We start from the raw sequence: 14,602 nt of genomic DNA, 5'->3' as shown, positions 1-14,602 counted from the left end.
GAAAAAGCAATGCGAAAGCATTGCTTTTTTGCTTTAATGAGTTCTTCGGGTTGTTTTCCTTTAGAATGCTTAATGATTTACGTCTTTTTCAATAAAATCAATGTCTGGATTGCAGATTTCTAAAATCAATTTTTTAAGTTCCATATAAAATGCCTCCAAAGTCTCTGCTGATATGCTGTGATCTCTGTCTCTACTTCTTGCCGCTTGTTTTTTAGCAAATTTTAAAAAGTAGTCGCCTTGAAGATTCTTGAAAGAAATAATTCCAGCCTCAATGGGCTGACTGAATTTTTTTGTTTCGTTTAGCATATAGGTGTAGGCTAAAACTTGAAAACTTTTGCTGTATTTATTATAATCTAAGGTGATGTCCTCCCAATCTACAACTTCTACCTGTCCTTGGTTGACTTTTCCCGTCTTATAATCAATGATCCTAAGTGTGCCGTCCAATTCGTCAATTCTGTCCACAGTGCCTCTTAAATTGACCTGAAAATCTAATTCTGGAATATGGAGCTGAATGTTGAGTTCCATTTCTAGATCAATGATTTTAATCCGATGCCCAGCTTTCAATGTTTCGATCTCTTTGTTAATGAAATTTGAGACATAACGTTTTGCTACCTCTAGAATGATCAGATTTTTACCCTTGGTCATATCACCTTCTTTATAAAACGATTTGAAGTGAATGGTAACGCTTTGATTTATAAGGGTTTTCATTTGTAATAGATGAGCCTCGGTCAGCGACGTTCCTTTATATGGGGTGTAGAAATCTTCTAAAGTTTGGTGTATAACGCTTCCTAAGGTATTTGCTGCAACGGTTTCCTCAACATCTTCAAAACTCTGAATTTTTAAAACGCTCTGATAGTAAAAGTCTAACGGATTTCTAATATAATTGGTTAATGACGATGGTGAAAATCCCGAATTGGCAATTTGCTGCAATCGTGTCATAGTAGCAGCTGATTTTTTAATAACTTTAAGTTGTTTTTGGGCTACTTCTACTCTTGGAGCCACCATACTATGTTTTATCTTATGGATATTTTCAATTTGAAGTTGCGTAATAAATCTGCTTTTTTCGCCACCATTTAAGACATCTGCCTCGGTGTTATAAATAATGTAAACATTTTTTGCACGTTGTAGCAGTCTATAAAAATGATAGGTGTATACTGCATCCTTTTCCTTAAAAGTGGGTAGTCCATTTTCAAGTTTTACATCAAAGGGAATAAAGGAATTTGTACTTTTTCCTGCCGGTAAGATCCCTTCATTAACTGAGGATATAATGACTGTTTCGAAGTCCAGAACACGAGATTCCAACATGCCCATTATTTGGAGCCCCTGTAGCGGTTCTCCTTGAAAATCTAAAGTTTCGCTACTCAATAGCTCTTTGTAAAGCGAGTAGAGGGTTGTACTGTTGTTGATGAGTTTATACTTAGTGTTGTAGCGCTGAAGTTCATTAAAGATCTGATTAAATCTATAGAGATATTCCAATGCTAAAAGATTTTTTGACTTCTCTGAATCGAGGTGTCTTTTAAGCGTTAAGATGAGTTGAGAACAGTTTTCAAATGCTTTCTCAGGATTATTCTGCCAAGACTGAAATAGTAACGCAATAAAGTCCTCTTTTGATGGTGCCAAACTTATCAGTTTTTCTACAGAAAGCGTCACAATATTGTTGCTCTGTATATAATTTATGATCTCATTGCTGACATTAACGTTGTTATCTGTTATGACAGATTGTATAAAGGAATGCGATAAAATGGAAACGACATCTTTGTAATAAATCGTATTGGTATGGTTTTTCTGAATCTTGAATAATAAATCAAATAAAGAGGTAAGGGGTACCGATTTAAGTGGAAGTCCCATGGTAATATTGATGGCTTCAATTTTATTGGGAATGGAATTCAATAACGGCATTAAAAGGGTTTCATCACCTAAAACAACCGCCGTTTTTTTTAAATCGGCTATTGCTAAGGTGTCCAATAGTTCTCCAATATATTTTACTTGACCTATGTTCTTTGGAATCGCTACTGTATGAATGTTCTTTTGAGTACTATAATTTTCAGCAATCCATTTAAGTTTATTTTGTTTGAAGTAGTGCCAGTCCTTCATATGCTGTCTTATAAATAGGCCGGCATCATGAATGGGATTATTTAGAAAGGTACGGTCAATATCCCAATAGATTTCTGCTAAACCCTGTTGCAATAATTCTTGAATGATGCGTTCTTCTGCATTGTTTAGGGCATTGAATCCAATAAAAATATGTTTTGTATCAGGATTTGAATTCATATAGGAGGTGACTTCCTTGACTGCTTCACGATAAACTAATCCTTGATACCCTCTTTTATTGAGTATTAACTCTTCTTTAAAACTTTTATAATAGATTTTAATTCGGTTCCAGAAGGCTAAATAATTCTTAATATAAGGTGTTTGCTCTTCTGCCAGCGACCAATGATTAATTTCCTTAATTGATTTTAAATAATCAAAAATATGATCCGGATCTATCAGGTACCGGTCTATTTCGTTAAAATCTTGTAACAAAAGTTGTCCCCATTTTGAAAACTGATCAAATGATTCCAATTGAGGTTCAGGGGTGATATTTTTGTAAACTTTATAAAATTCAAAAATAAGTTCAGTATTTGTGGCATAATTGAGATCAGAGAGGCCCTCAACAAACTCTTCAATCGCTACGATTTTTGGAGCGAAGATGGTTTGTTTAGTGGTATTTGAAAGTATATCTCTTAAAAATGTACCAGCTCTTTTACTGGGTAGAATAAAAGTAAGTTTGCAAATATTTAGGCCTTCCTTTTGTATGTCTTCTATAACTTCTCTTAAAAAACTTCTCATTGTATAAAAATAAAAAACGCTCCGATATTCGGAGCGTTTAAGTACTTAATTATTTTTGTTAACTGATCTTATTGAAGTACTACTTCAACACGTCTGTTATTAGCTCTACCAGAAGCAGTTTTGTTAGAGTCGATTGGATTAGCTTCACCAAATCCTCTAGCTGATAATCTTTCAGCAGCAATACCGTTTGATACTAAGTAATCCATTACAGAATTAGCTCTTCTTTCAGATAAAAGTTGGTTAGATCTTTCGTTACCTACAGTATCAGTATATCCATCAATTGAGAAGTTCGCTTTAGGATACTCTTTTAATATTGCAGTAATATTTTCCATTACAACTTTAGACTGACCTTTGATACTTGATTTACCAGTGTCAAACAAGATTGTTCTAGCATAGTCATTCAAAGTTTTCATTACAGCAGGAGTTGGCTTAATTTCAGGACAACCGTTGTTTGCAACAGTACCAGCCTCATTAGGACATTTATCATCTTTGTCTAATACACCGTCTCCGTCAGTATCTGGCCAAGGACATCCTTTGTTAGCGGCAGGACCAGCTTCGTTAGGACACTCATCTAAATGATCAGCAACACCGTCACCATCAGCATCTGGACAACCGTTCAATGCTTTTAAACCAGCAACTGTAGGACAGTCATCTTTATTATCTGGAACACCATCGCCGTCAGTATCAGGACAACCGTTGAACTCAGCTAAACCGGCTTCGTTAGGACAATCATCTTTAGAATCTTCGATACCGTCACCATCTGAATCTGGACAACCATTGAATTCTGGTAAACCAGGAACGTCTGGACAAGCATCATCTTTGTCATAAATACCATCGCCATCAGTGTCTTTTCCACCAAATTTAAGCGCTAAACCAACAGTGTGTTGGAAATGTGTAGCTAAGTAATCTTCAAACGCATGTTTGTAAGAAGATTGGAAAGTCATACCAATATTATCAGAGAACCATAAGTTGAAACCAAGGGTTCCATTTATTGTTCCAGCTCCAATATCATCAACCCAAGTGTAACCACCACCTACTCCTAGGTAAGGCTCAAATACTTTTGAGTTCATTAGAGGGCCGAAGCTATATTTTACTGTACCATCTAAAGCATAGTAAGATAAATCATCAGCTGATGAGTCTCCGATTTTATCGATTTCATTGATAGTACCAGCTGCGGTTATCGAGAACCCGCTTGATAAATATCTAGAAACAGATATTGAAGATAATGAAGGCAAGACGTTGTAGTGATCTGAATAATTGAAATATTCATCAAAAATTGTACCTTGTCCGTCTTCACCCGTTGGGTAAAAGTCAACTGCATTTACGCCAACCCCAATTGCCCAAGGGTTGTTTTCGTCCTGCGCGTTGGCGTTGCTAAAGCTCAATAGAAGCAACATAGCGAAAAATAATCTGCTAAGATTTTTCATATTCTAATAATTTAATTTTTAAGTGTTAATTGTGAACAAAAGTAAGTTGTTATACTTTATTAACAAAGACAAATATATAAAAATATTGGATAATTGCCTTAAAATAGTAGTGTTTGGACTAATTTTAAATAATATTCAATGATTTTCCAACTTTAATGAAAGCTGCAATGGCTTTGTCCAAGTGCTCTTTGGTATGTGCAGCCGATAGTTGAACTCTAATTCTGGCTTTATCTTTAGGAACCACCGGAAAAAAGAAACCAATCACATAAATTCCTTCCTCGAGAAGCATATTTGCCATGTTTTGAGACAGTTTTGCATCATATAACATAACAGGAACAATAGCTGAATCACCATTTATAATATCAAAACCAGCATTTTGCATGCCTTCTTTAAAATATTTGGTGTTTTCTTCTAACTTATCTCTTAAGGTAGTGTCATTGGAAAGCATTTCAAAGACTTTAATAGAGGCACCAACCAATGCAGGAGCGAGCGAATTAGAAAACAAGTAAGGTCTTGAACGTTGACGAAGCATTTGAATGATTTCCTTTTTTCCGGTGGTATAGCCGCCCATGGCGCCGCCCATAGCTTTCCCAAGTGTACCAGTAATAATATCTATGCGGTCCATAACACCCTTTTCTTCTAGGGTACCACGACCTGTTTCGCCAATAAAACCAGTAGCGTGACATTCGTCTATCATCACCATGGCATCATATTTATCTGCCAAATCACAAATTTTATCTAAGGGCGCTACCAAGCCATCCATTGAAAAGACCCCGTCGGTTACAATAATCTTAAATCGGGCGCCGTTCTCATTTGCTGCAATAAGTTGGTTCTCAAGATCTTCCATGTCGCTGTTTTGATAGCGATAACGGGCAGCCTTGCATAAACGAACGCCATCAATAATGGAAGCGTGGTTTAAGGAATCTGATATAATGGCATCATCAGCATCCAGTAAAGGCTCAAATACCCCACCGTTAGCATCAAAGGCTGCTGCATAGAGTATAGTATCTTCTGTGCCGTAGAATTCTGCAATTTTTTGTTCTAATGTTTTGTGGATGTCTTGAGTGCCACAAATAAAACGCACTGAAGACATGCCAAAACCATGGCTGTCCAATGCGTCTTTAGCAGCCTGCACCACTTCAGGATGAGAAGAAAGACCTAAATAGTTATTGGCACAAAAATTCAGAACAGTTTCTCCCGTGCTCAGGGTTATTTCTGCACCCTGAGGTGAAGTGATAATGCGCTCCTCTTTATAAAGACCTGCTTCTTTAATGTCTTCGAGTTCTTTTTGTAAGTGTTGTTGTATTTTGCCGTACATAATCAATATGGTTTTTTACAAAGTTAAAATTCTTTTATCTGAATGTCCTCATTTATGTAGATAAGTATTTTTTTTATCACCTTAAAGCCCATCTCTTCAAGAATAATTTGATATTCCTTAATCTGATTTTGATGTGCAGGACGTTCTGCACCTGTTTTATAATCTATAATAACGGCTTCTAACTTATCATTTACCACAATCCGATCTGGTCTAGAAATCAGACCTCCAGCAGCTAAGATGTCTCTTTCGTTATAAACAGAAAGTTCAGATCTGAAAAATTTTTTTAACTGCTCATGATTGACTATCTGTCCAATCATGGGTTTGAGTTCCAAGCTTTGTTGAGCATTGAGGTTCCCTTTGTTTTCAAGCTCTTCAAAAACATAATCGATATCCTTGGCAGTTTCAATTTTCGACATGATCAGGTGCACTAAATTTCCTTTTTCAATGGCGGCTTCTTGTTCTGTGTCCCACAAATACCCAGCATTGGTTACAATACGTAAATCATGGCTTTCTTTGGCCACAGATATGAAGCGCTCTTGAATGACGGATGTTTGGACATCTTTAACCGATAGAATACGACTTGGTTGCCCAAGCGTATAAATTTTCTCATCCTCATTCCATAAGCCTACCGATTTAAGATAACTAATGAACAGGCCCGAATAGAACCCTAATTTTTCGTTTTTAGATTTATCAAGATCGTACTCTGATAGGATATAGAGCTGCTCAACAGCTCGTGTAAGTACTACATATAATAGGTTCATGCTATCCAATTCCAATTGTGCCCTATAATTGGCGTAGATGGATTGGCCTAACTCTCCGAGTTCTTCAAGATCTTTATTGATATTAATGAAGACATTTGAAAAACCATTGAAGGCTTCTGGATCAACTGGAAACCACATCTTGGGGGACATATCAAAATATATATCTTGATTGGCATAAGGGAAAATAACAACTGGAAACTCCAATCCTTTTGACTTGTGGATGGTCATAATCTGAACTGCATTATTGCCTTGTGGCGCTGCTATGGAAAGCTTTTCCTTTCTGATCTCCCAATGTGCAGTGAAATTAGAAAAGCCGGCATTATATTTCTGGGAATAATCCAATACTTCATCAAGAAAAAATTGAATATACGCATTAGATGTTTTGTTCAGATGAAATTGGCGGACCATACTTTCCACGGCCTCATAAAAAGGAAGTTGTAAAAACTGATTGTAGTCGAAAAAGAGACTATAACGTGTCAAGTTTTTAAATAGCTCAACAGGTTCTAAGTGTACCGAGCTTTCAAAAAAGGAATGTTTGTCTGGCAGTTGGAGTTGATGCTCTGCCAAATAGGCCAAAACCTCAATTTTTAACATATCATTATAGGGTTGTGATGCCAACGCTATAATATTGGTGAGAAATTGCACTTCAGGAGAATTTTTAAGCAATAATGACTCTGAAGAAATGATGGGAACACCTTTAATGCTCAAATATTCAGCCAGTGCAATGCCTTCTTTGGACTTTCTAGTGATGACGCAAATATCACGTAGTGCAAATTTATTTTCTTGTGCCTTTTGAATGGCGTCTAATACTTTAGCACCATAGGCGTTGTCTTTTTCTTCTTTTTCAAAATCTAAAAACGAAAGTTCGATAAAACCTTCGCCTTGTATGGATTGTTCCTGGCGACTCGCTTCATAAATTTCACAATGGGAAGGATTGGTAAAAGCAAACGTGGCTATATGTTTGAAAAAACTGTTGTTGAAATTTACAATGGTTTTTAAACTTCTATAATTGACAGGTAAGTTCTCCACTTTTTGTTGAATTTGAAAAGGGTGATCATTTTCTGTATATAGATCTATAAATTGTTCAGCCTTTCCGCCACGCCATCTGTAAATAGCCTGTTTTGCATCACCAACCAACATTACAGAACCTGTTTCCCCCTTAAAATTTTGCCCCGAAATGGCATTGTCAATTAATGGAACCAGATTCTCCCATTGTTTTACAGAGGTATCTTGAAACTCATCAATAAAATAATGTTTGAATTTTTCACCTAAACGTTCATAAATAAATGGCGCTGGTTGTGATTTGATCTCTGTACTGATAAGAGTGTTGAATTCGGAAATAAGTACCAAATCTTCATCGGTCTTTATCTCTTGAAGACTCTTGTAAATAGCGTTTAGAACAGATAGCGGCGTGAGGTTTTTAAGTACGTTTTTAAGAAATTTAGAGTGAATAATCAGCTGTTTGGTGGCTTTGAATGCGCCCACAATACGAGGTTGGAGACCATTTATTGTTTCCATTTTATAGACATCCACACGTTTTGGATAAAGCGCATTCCCCTCCATCAAATCTGTTTGCCATTTTAAATCGTCAAAGTTTACATTAAGGTTACCCTCGGCTAATTTTAAAAAATGTTTGGGAAGATAACCACTTGAAAAATCATTAAAAAGCAAACCCCTTGCTTCAAATAGAGCAAGCATTTCTTTTGCTTTTTGGCTAATTTCTTGTTCTGATTGTACAATTTGTGCAATAAGTTGGGTTTTAAGTAGCTTAAAATCATCTAGTGACTTGTCCTTTAATAATTCAATGAAAGGAATGTCGTTTTCGTTGATCAACAATTGGGCAATTTGATTAAAATCAAAGGCCACATCCCAACTTTTATCGTCATCAGCTTTTTCAATGGCAAAATCAACGAGTATTTTTGTGAGTTCTTTTTCTGCGCCCGCTTTATCTATAAGTTGATCAACTGCTTTTGCAAGAACAGTCCTAGTGTCAAGTTCCACTTCAAAGTTTAGAGGTAATTTCAAATCATGGGCGAAAGTTCTGATGAGGCGGTGATTGAACTTGTCAATGGTTGAAATATCAAAAGCAGCATAGTTATGGGCAATGGTATTTAAAATAAGTTTTGCTTTCTCATGCAGTTTTTGAAAATCTATTTGTAGTTCCTCTGAGAGCAAGTTAAACATCGGGGTTGGCCTTTCTAAAATCTTCGGATTTGAAAACTCGATGAGCATATCCACAACACGTTCCTTCATCTCGGCAACGGCCTTATTGGTAAAGGTAAGCGCTAAAATGTTTTTAAAAGCATTGGCATGATTGGTGCTAAAAAGAATTTTTAGATAGACTTTTACTAGCGTAAAGGTTTTACCACTGCCTGCTGAAGCATTATATATTGAGAAAGGATGTTCGGCCATTTTTGCGATTTTTTAGACAAGATAAAAACTTAAGCGGATTTCCCGTGTTAATTTATATGATTTCAACATTCATTAGTGGTGTTTTATTCGTAGTCCGGCAACGTTAAACTTTTCTTAACTCTTTAATACGAAAGGGTTAATATTTTTTAATGCACAGTTTTATGTGTAAATTTGGGTAGAATAAATATTAACACTTAAAAATATACACATTATGGCTTTCGAATTACCGAAATTAAAATACGCATATGATGCTTTAGAGCCTCATATTGATGCAAAAACAATGGAAATACATTATACAAAACACCATCAAGGGTACACTGATAAACTGAATGCTGCTATTGAAGGTACAGACCTCGAAGGAAAAACGATCGAAAATATCTTGATCAACTTAGATATGGACAATAAAGCTGTTAGAAATAACGGTGGCGGTTTTTTTAACCATTCACTTTTCTGGGAAGTAATGAACCCAGAAGGGAAAGGACGTTTGTCTGGCGGATTGAAAGATGCTATTGAAGCTGAGTTTGAATCAGTGGATGCATTTAAAGATGAATTTAGCAAGGCTGCTGCTACACAATTTGGTTCAGGATGGGCTTGGTTGTGCGTGCACAAGGGCGGAAAAGTAAAAATTTGCTCAACACCAAACCAAGATAATCCATTGATGCCTGGTGTAGGCTGTGGAGGAACTCCAATTTTAGGATTGGACGTCTGGGAACACGCTTACTATTTGAACTACCAAAATAGAAGACCTGATTACATCAATGCATTTTTTAATGTAATCAACTGGAATGAAGTTGAAAGACGCTATGCGGAAGCAAAATAATATGCAGATATTTAAAATGTTTTAAAAATCAACCTGCAAGGTTTGTGAAGCCCTGCAGGTTTTTTAATGATAAGAGCAAACTTTTTAAAGTTTGCTTTTTTTATTTAAACTGGATTTAGGTTTTTGAAAAATCTTATTTGGAAATGCGATTAATAAGACACCGGCTTTCGTAGGTGTGGAAATGAAAAAAGGTGGACGAGTGTCCACCTTTTTTGCCCCAAATCTACCATAAACTTAACCTACTTATGTTATGGTGAAGCAAATATAAGTGGACTAAAATGTAATCATTTAATTTATTAGATAAACTACGTATAAATTAGGCTGAATGAAGTTGTATTGTCGAAAATACAGGTAAAACGTGGTTTTCCTCTAAAAAGTAATTATTTAAGTATGTTTAACTATCAGTTTGCTAATCAATAGAGTATCGCAAATAAAAAAGGGCATAAAAAAAGGTAAACAGATGTTTACCTTTTTTTGCCCCAAATCTACCATGAACTTAACCTACTTATGTTATGGTGATACTAAAGTATATTGAATTTTAACAAGTTCACATAAAATTTAGATGAATTACTAAATTATCCGATTAAGCGTGATTTTGCACTGAAACTGGGGTGTTTCATTCGTTTCAAAGTTAATAAGCTCTCTTATTATTGCCTTCATAAAAATTGATAAAAGCTCTATTGACCACCCTGTTGCCTCCAGCTGTTGGATAATTTCCTGTAAAATACCAATCTCCTAGGTTTTTTGGGCATGCCAGGTGCAAGTTTTCAATAGTTTGAAATATTGTTTTGACCTCTGCTTTGACTGAAGAATCGCAAATAAGTTCAGCTATTTTATCTGAAATCTCTTCCGCACTAAATTGATTGTACAGCTCTTTTACAAAATTTCTTACTTCTTTGTCCTCTAGATGCTCTTGAGCTTTGCATTTGGAATATACCTCTTCTACAAGATGGTATTTGTTGTTTTCTTTTAACAAATCTAGCATCGCTCTAAAAGCAATGAGATCTTCCAGTCTAGCCATGTCAATTCCGTAACAATCAGGATAACGAATTTGAGGTGCTGAAGAAACAACCACTATTTTTTTCGGGTTCAAGCGATCCATCATCTTAATGATGCTCATTTTTAAGGTTGTTCCACGTACAATACTATCATCGATAATAACTAGATTGTCTGTAGGTTTTATGACCCCATAAGTAACGTCGTAAACATGGGCTACCAGATCGTCTCTACTGCTATCCTCAGTTATAAAAGTTCTCAGTTTAACATCCTTAATGGCTATTTTTTCAATACGTGGGCGTTCTGATAATATTTGGGTTACCTTTTCAGCAGACAATTCGCCGTTGCCGTTAAGGATGGCTTCTGTTTTTTTCTTGTTGAGATGTGCTTCAACGGTTTCGATCATTCCAAAAAATGAGGTTTCAGCCGTATTTGGGATATAGGAAAACACCGTATTCTTAGTGTCAAATTCAATGGCCTCCAAGACTTTTGGCATTAGCAACTTTCCTAATTTTTTTCGTTCTTGATATATTTCGGCATCACTCCCTCTGGAGAAATAGATGCGTTCAAAAGAGCAGGCCTTGCGCTCTGTAGGTTCTAATATTTTTTTGATGGAGGTTTCTCCAGATTTTTTGGTAATGATGGCATGTCCCGGTGTCAATTCTTTGACGTCCTCAAAATTGACGTTAAATACCGTTTGGATGACGGGACGTTCAGAAGCAACCACTACAATCTCATCGTCTTGATAATAATATGCCGGTCGTATGCCTGCAGGATCGCGAAGCACAAAAGAATCTCCGTGTCCTAAAAGTCCAGCTATCGCATAACCGCCATCCCAGTCTTTCGCAGAGCGCTTCAATATTTTTGCAACATTGAGACGGTCAGCGATCAAAGGTGAGCATTCGTTTTTATTATAGCCTTCGTATTTAAGTTGCTTGTACTTTTTGGCAACCGCATCGTCTAGAAAATGACCGATCTTTTCCATTATGGTAACGGTATCTGCCTTTTCTTTAGGATGCTGTCCTATTTTAACCAAACCTTCAAACAACTGATTTACATTCGTCATGTTGAAATTTCCGGCCACGATAAGATTTCTGTGCATCCAGTTGTTCTGTCTCAAAAAAGGATGAACATTTTCAACACTGTTTTTCCCAAAGGTTCCGTAGCGTACATGTCCTAAAAGCAACTCCCCTATATATGGAATGTTCTTTTTTTGCAAGTTCACATCTTCGGTGTATTCAGGATGTTCCGCAAACTCTTTATTAATGCGTTCATTAATTTGGGCAAAAATATCCTGAATGGGTTGCTGAGCTATGGACCGCACGCGACTGATGTAGCGCTCGCCAGGTGCTGTGTCTAGCTTAATGCTTGCAAAACCAGCACCGTCCTGTCCACGATTGTGCTGTTTTTCCATCAACAAATACATTTTATTGACCCCATAAAATGCACTGCCGTATTTTTCTTTGTAAAATTCTAAAGGTTTTAAAAGTCGGATGAGGGCAATTCCGCACTCATGTTTTAACGCATCACTCATTGGTTTTTTTAAATTTTAGATATGCTTATATTGCGATGATGTAGTCGTAACAAGATCAAATTTATTACGATTTAAGGTAATTAAAAAACGCGCTTCATTTAGAGCGCGTTAGTTTAAGTCAATTTAATTTTATAGGTTCCCAATAGATGTTGCTTTAAGATCATATTAAATTGATTTATTACGTTTCGTTTTGACAATGCGCTCTTTCTGAGTAAAACTTTAGTGGATGGTAAAAGCTATTTCTTAAAGATCAGAGTGCACCGTCTCATGTTAATTTTTGTTGTCTCCTAGTTGTTCTCTAAAATAATTTCAAATTGGGTCAGTTGCTTAAACTGCTCCAAACGTTGATGAACTTCTTTGTCCTGGAGTTTTTTCATGCGTTCCGTCCCAAATTTTTCAACACAAAAAGAAGCTAGAGTGGAGCCGTAAATAACGGCAGTTTTCATGTTTTCAAAAGAATAGTCTTCAGTTTTTGCTAAAAATCCAGCAAACCCACCTGCAAAGGTATCACCTGCTCCTGTAGGATCAAACACTTCTTTTAAAGGTAATGCGGGTGCGAAAAACACGTTTTCGTTTTGAAACAATAAGGCACCATGTTCCCCTTTTTTGATAACCACATATTTCGGGCCCATTTTATGTATTTTTTGAGCAGCCACAACAAGAGAATATTCTCCTGTCAATTGACGTGCCTCCTCATCATTGATCGTGATGACATCTACTCTTTTGATGACGGCCTTTAATTCTTCCAATGCACAATCCATCCAAAAGTTCATAGTGTCCAAGATCACCATTTTTGGTTTTTTGTTCATTTGATCCAACACACCCATCTGTACTAATGGATGCAGGTTGCCCAACATAACCACGTCGGCATTTTTGTAATCTTCTGGAACTATAGGGTTGAAGTCAGCAAGAACATTAAGTTCTGTCGCCAATGTATCACGTGTGTTCATATCGTTATGATATTTACCACTCCAAAAGAAAGTTTTGCCTTCTTTTACGATTTCAATACCAGAGATATCAATATTTTTATCAGATAGTAAATCTAAATATTCCTGTGGAAAGTCACCTCCAACAACCGAGACGACCGCAGCATCTACATTAAATTGAGAAGCAGCCAAGCCTATGAAGGTTGCGGCTCCGCCTAGTACTTTATCTGTCTTTCCAAAAGGTGTTTCGATAGCGTCAAAGGCAACGGTACCTACAATTACTAATTTGCTCATAATGAGGTTTCAAAATTTGCTGCAAATATAAGGCTTTTTCGCCACGAATGCACGAATGTTTTTTGGGAATTTTACAAGAAATCATTCAGAATCAAAATGTCTTAGGCACGCATTTGTATGGTTCAAATATGACTTTATAATGGAGAAATAGTCTATATTTTTTAGAGATGTTTTGATCATTGCATCTATTGTGAATCCATAAATTATTGCTTCCAGATATCTTAATAATATTAATGGATGTGTTGCGATAATAAATTACAAATTGAAACTTTTAAGATGGTTATTAAGAAAGTAAATAAACGATAATTACTTTGAAGTTGACAGTGCACTATCCGAACATGTTCCTAAATTGATGTTCAATGGGAAAAAATGAAAATCGATTAAAAGAATTAAAGGGAGTTGGTGCTGCGAAAAGGTGTGTATGCGTTTGAAATATTAGAAGGTTATAAAGCAATGATGGACGAAAGGATTCAAAATCACAATAGGAGAAAAACAAATTATTCTGTTTACTAAAGTACGCCCATTAAGTGTTCTCTATTTAGTTGAATAAAGAACCGTCTGCATTCCAAGAATCTTGCCTCAAAAACAATTGGATAATTAATTTATTTCCTTCCGAAATCCGCAGGAATCTCACCCCATGCCTTGGTTTCCCATTTTACGATGGTGGTTTTGTAGCTGTTCTCCTTAAGCCAAATAACAGCTCGATCTACCAATTCAAATAGTTTCTCGTTTTTAGGATTACGTGGCAACTTCGTGTTGCAGGTTTTTTTTCTCACCCAGCTCATCGCTATTTTTGAGTCTGTGTAAAGGATACGTTGGCTATCATTTTTTTTGAGCAATGCTAACCCGTGAACTAGCGCTAAGAATTCCCCGATATTATTTGTGCCCTCAGGAAATGGGCCTTGAATGAACAATTGTTTCTTCGATTTTGTATCCACACCTCTGTATTCCATAATGCCTGGATTGCCACTTGAAGCTGCATCCACCGAAATGGAATTGTAGTTGGGCTGTCCTATTTTTTTTAGTTGTGCGTCTGACAAATCACTTTTAAAGCTTTTGGATTTGCCAATATAATCCCTGTAGTTGCCATTTAATGCTTTTTTGGCAGCATCGAAGGTTTCAAAAGACTTGTATTGCGCACCTGGAAAATCTTTGATTTGGGCTTTACAATCGTTCCACTTTTCAAAGATGCCAGTTTTGTGGCCTTTCCAGACGGTGTAGTATTTTTTCTTTTTGCTCATGCCTCATTCCTGCAAACACAGGAATCTCTTTTAATTTATAAATA

General features: G+C 36.3%; 8 protein-coding genes. 1 reads left to right on the top strand and 7 read right to left on the bottom strand.

Annotation, left to right across the window (positions count from 1 at the left end; all coding sequences use genetic code 11):
- Positions 1-69 precede the first annotated feature (69 nt).
- From G525_RS0119415 to G525_RS0119400, 4 genes are all read right to left on the bottom strand, one after another.
- Positions 70-2,829 (bottom strand): PD-(D/E)XK nuclease family protein, encoded by a 2,760-nt coding sequence (locus tag G525_RS0119415; RefSeq protein WP_027127628.1) that lies wholly within the window; start codon positions 2,827-2,829, stop codon positions 70-72.
- 68 nt (positions 2,830-2,897) lie between these two features.
- On the bottom strand, positions 2,898-4,256 hold the full coding sequence (locus G525_RS0119410) for an OmpA family protein (protein WP_027127627.1): 1,359 nt from the start codon (positions 4,254-4,256) through the stop codon (positions 2,898-2,900).
- A 124-nt stretch (positions 4,257-4,380) separates the two neighbouring features.
- Positions 4,381-5,574: a glycine C-acetyltransferase gene (kbl, locus tag G525_RS0119405; protein WP_027127626.1), complete on the bottom strand. Its 1,194-nt coding sequence runs from the start codon at positions 5,572-5,574 to the stop codon at positions 4,381-4,383.
- Between the two features lie 23 nt (positions 5,575-5,597).
- On the bottom strand, positions 5,598-8,747 hold the full coding sequence (locus tag G525_RS0119400) for a UvrD-helicase domain-containing protein (protein ID WP_027127625.1): 3,150 nt from the start codon (positions 8,745-8,747) through the stop codon (positions 5,598-5,600).
- 211 nt (positions 8,748-8,958) lie between these two features.
- Between G525_RS0119400 and G525_RS0119395 the strand changes: the two genes are divergently transcribed.
- Complete coding sequence (locus G525_RS0119395; RefSeq protein ID WP_027127624.1) at positions 8,959-9,567, top strand: superoxide dismutase; 609 nt, start codon at positions 8,959-8,961, stop codon at positions 9,565-9,567.
- A 631-nt stretch (positions 9,568-10,198) separates the two neighbouring features.
- Here G525_RS0119395 and G525_RS0119390 read toward each other — a convergent pair.
- The 3 genes from G525_RS0119390 to G525_RS0119380 form a co-directional block, all read right to left on the bottom strand.
- Positions 10,199-12,097 (bottom strand): amidophosphoribosyltransferase, encoded by a 1,899-nt coding sequence (locus G525_RS0119390; RefSeq protein WP_027127623.1) that lies wholly within the window; start codon positions 12,095-12,097, stop codon positions 10,199-10,201.
- Positions 12,098-12,384: 287 nt separating this feature from the next.
- Complete coding sequence (locus tag G525_RS0119385; protein ID WP_027127622.1) at positions 12,385-13,317, bottom strand: PfkB family carbohydrate kinase; 933 nt, start codon at positions 13,315-13,317, stop codon at positions 12,385-12,387.
- A gap of 602 nt (positions 13,318-13,919) precedes the next feature.
- Positions 13,920-14,558, bottom strand: coding sequence for a ribonuclease H1 domain-containing protein (locus G525_RS0119380; protein WP_027127621.1), 639 nt, complete (start codon positions 14,556-14,558; stop codon positions 13,920-13,922).
- Between the last annotated feature and the right edge of the window lie 44 nt (positions 14,559-14,602).

The organism is Gelidibacter mesophilus DSM 14095 (assembly GCF_000423005.1).
GTDB classification, from domain to species: domain Bacteria; phylum Bacteroidota; class Bacteroidia; order Flavobacteriales; family Flavobacteriaceae; genus Gelidibacter; species Gelidibacter mesophilus.
Note: the sequence above shows the minus strand (reverse complement) of the source record. Positions and strands in the feature narration are given on the sequence as shown.

Bases quoted from the DNA above. Each gene is read 5' to 3' on its own strand.
- G525_RS0119415 (WP_027127628.1), bottom strand. From the start codon at position 2,829: ATGAGAAGTTTTTTAAGAGAAGTTATAGAAGACATACAAAAGGAAGGC.
- G525_RS0119410 (WP_027127627.1), bottom strand. From the start codon at position 4,256: ATGAAAAATCTTAGCAGATTATTTTTCGCTATGTTGCTTCTATTGAGC.
- kbl (WP_027127626.1), bottom strand. From the start codon at position 5,574: ATGTACGGCAAAATACAACAACACTTACAAAAAGAACTCGAAGACATT.
- G525_RS0119400 (WP_027127625.1), bottom strand. From the start codon at position 8,747: ATGGCCGAACATCCTTTCTCAATATATAATGCTTCAGCAGGCAGTGGT.
- G525_RS0119395 (WP_027127624.1), top strand. From the start codon at position 8,959: ATGGCTTTCGAATTACCGAAATTAAAATACGCATATGATGCTTTAGAG.
- G525_RS0119390 (WP_027127623.1), bottom strand. From the start codon at position 12,097: ATGAGTGATGCGTTAAAACATGAGTGCGGAATTGCCCTCATCCGACTT.
- G525_RS0119385 (WP_027127622.1), bottom strand. From the start codon at position 13,317: ATGAGCAAATTAGTAATTGTAGGTACCGTTGCCTTTGACGCTATCGAA.
- G525_RS0119380 (WP_027127621.1), bottom strand. From the start codon at position 14,558: ATGAGCAAAAAGAAAAAATACTACACCGTCTGGAAAGGCCACAAAACT.